Source organism: Bacillus sp. P4_D3 (assembly GCF_056401855.1).
Genome location: NZ_JBFUIN010000422.1, coordinates 1 through 2,674, shown reverse-complemented (window position 1 = coordinate 2,674; position 2,674 = coordinate 1). Strand labels below are relative to the sequence as shown.

At 40.0% G+C, this 2,674-nt stretch carries 3 protein-coding genes; 1 reads left to right on the top strand and 2 read right to left on the bottom strand.

The window, feature by feature from the left end; all coding sequences use genetic code 11:
- A partial coding sequence (locus tag AC1DTM_RS22130) for an aldehyde dehydrogenase family protein (RefSeq protein ID WP_477000885.1) occupies nucleotides 1–1,160 on the bottom strand: 1,160 nt, incomplete at its 3' end.
- Nucleotides 1,161–1,176: 16 nt separating this feature from the next.
- The gene (gene dapA / locus AC1DTM_RS22125) at nucleotides 1,177–2,043 is read right to left on the bottom strand and encodes a 4-hydroxy-tetrahydrodipicolinate synthase (protein WP_199715628.1); all 867 of its coding nucleotides are present in this window, start codon (nucleotides 2,041–2,043) and stop codon (nucleotides 1,177–1,179) included.
- Nucleotides 2,044–2,540: 497 nt separating this feature from the next.
- Here dapA and AC1DTM_RS22120 point away from each other — a divergent pair.
- The coding region (locus AC1DTM_RS22120) for a helix-turn-helix domain-containing protein (protein WP_477000886.1) at nucleotides 2,541–2,674 on the top strand (134 nt) is incomplete at its 3' end.

Sequence of the window (2,674 nt, the reverse complement as noted above, 5' to 3'; positions counted from 1 at the left end):
GTTACATTTTCAAAAATAGTTGGTTCTATGTACCAGCCGCTGCCCACATCACTGTGAATGTTCCCTCCAGCAACTAAGCTACCCCCTTCTTGAAGCGTAATATCCAAGAACGATTTCACTTTATTAAAGTGTGCTTCTTCAATCATGGGGCCAATGGCAACTGACTCATCCATCGGGTTACCCAATTTCCAGCTTGTTAAGCCAGACTTTAATTTTTCTAATAATTCCTCTTTGACAGATTCATGCACGATCAAACGGGAACCGCAGCTGCAGTTTTCACTCATATTCCAAAAAGCAGCTGATAAAATATGCGGAACAGCCGCATCCAAGTCAGCATCTTCAAACACGACTTGTGGGCTTTTGCCACCACACTCTAAGACAATTTCTTTGAGGTTACTTTCTGCTGAGTATTTTAAGAAATACCTGCCGACTTCCGTTGAACCGGTAAATGATACAATGTCCACATCCATGTGACGCCCTAATGGCTCGCCTACTTTTTCACCTAAACCACACACTAAGCTTAAAGCGCCTCTTGGAACACCCGCTTCATAAGCAAGTTCAATCATACGGTAAGCACTGAGTGGAGTTAATTCCGCCGGTTTCACAATGACTGAATTCCCTGCAGCTAATGCAGGTGCCACTTTCCAAGCAAACATTTGCGCGGGAAAGTTCCAAGGTAATACCGCACCCACAACGCCAATCGGTTCAGTGACAATCAAGCCCAAAGCATCTTTACCCGTAGGAGCCACTTTGCCAAAGAGTTTATCAATCGCTTCAGCGTACCAATAAAACGTATCGATCGTTGCTGGCATGTCAGTATTTAAACATTCGGTAATCGGTTTTCCAGCATCTATACAATCTAAGGCAGCCAGTTCTTCGCTATGTTCTTCGAGCAATTGTGCCCAGCGAATCATCACTTTCTTACGCTCATTAGGGGATAATTGACTCCAAATCCCTGCTCCAAATGTCTCCCTCGCCACTTTAACAGCCGCATCCACATCCCGCTCATCTCCATCGGCAATATAGCCAATGAAGCTGTTGTCGATGGGAGTTCGGTTTTCTAATTTGTCGGCAGAACTCGTAAAACCATCAATTAAGTTGCCTGCCCATAGCTTTCCTTCTTTAGCAAGGGCAAAAATTTGTTCTCTTGATACAGCCATTTGTCTCTCCTCCAGATTATTTATTAAAGAAAGCTAAGAATTCCGCCTTTTCCTCTTCTGATAAATCAGATAATGGGAGGCGTACCGCGCCAACGTTGATTTCACCTTTTAGGCAGCCTAGTTTGGCTTTTTGGTTGTAGTTGCCAGATTCCATTGAATGAATAGCAGGGTGGATTTCACGCATAATTTGTCGAGCCTTGTCCCAGTCACCAGCTTGCGCAGCATTAAACATGGCAACTTGCTCTTCTGGGAACACATTCCCTGCACCAGCAATCCAGCTTTTCGCACCCCAGAAGAAAAAGTCTACAGCTTGATCATCACAGCCACAAATCACTTCAAAATTCTCAAATGGGGTTTGCAGCAAACGTAAAGCACGACTAAAGTCACCACTGCTCTCTTTAATAGCGACAATATTCAGTTTTTTAGACAGATGCACCACTGTGTCATGCTCAATTTCAATGCCAATGCGAGCAGGAAAATTGTACATGATAATCGGTAAATCGGTTGCTGATGCCACAGTTTCGTAATGGGCAATCACACCCGTTTGGTCAGGCAGGCTATAAGGAGTTGGTGATAACATTAAGCCTTCATAACCCAATTCTTTCGCTTGCTTGGCACGGTTAATCGCTCCTTCAGTTGATAAATCATTGATACCTGCAATTAAAGTTACGCGACCTTTAGCCACTTCTGCCACAGTTTTTAAAACGGTTTCACGCTCTGCTTCATTTAAAGCGTAATATTCGCCAGTCGTGCCACACACCACTAAACCATTAACACCTTTATCAATAAATGTGTTAGTCAATTGCTTTAAAGTATCTACATCTAAACTTTTATCGTTTTTAAACGGGGTCACCAACGGAACTAAAATACCATGAAAATTCATCTTCATTCTCCTCAAGTGTTTATTCTTTTTAGTAATAGATCACTTCAATTAAAAATCATTTTTGAAGTGATACTTCAATTACTTACGATAATAACACACCGATTTTCTATTGTAAATGGAATTTTCAGAATATTCTTTAGATATATTCTTCTTTTTTGAGCTAGTATCACTTACTATTTAAGTGGCACTTCATTTAAAAGTGGATTTTGGCACATCGATTTCTTGTTATCGTTCTTTAATTAGGGCTATTGTGTTATTCTTATGAACGTGCGCTCCTTATATTTAGGATTTGGACAGTAGTACCAAACCTAGTTATAAGGGGTTTTCACATAGCTAATCAGTTCAACAATCTATAAACTAATCATTAAAATACATTTATTCAAAAATATCTTAACTAACTTTTTTATTTTCATCATGAGGTTACATCCAGCACCTTACTAAATAAATTTCCCTAGAATAGTAATCATGATTAATGTCAGTAACGGGAGTGGAGAAAAGTGAACGATTTAATTGGAGTAAAAATAAAGAGTTTGAGAAAAGAKCGTAAGTTAACATTAAAACAAATTGCTGATCAGACGAATCTTTCAATCAGCTTTTTATCGCAAGTCGAACGATCAAAATCATCCATAAC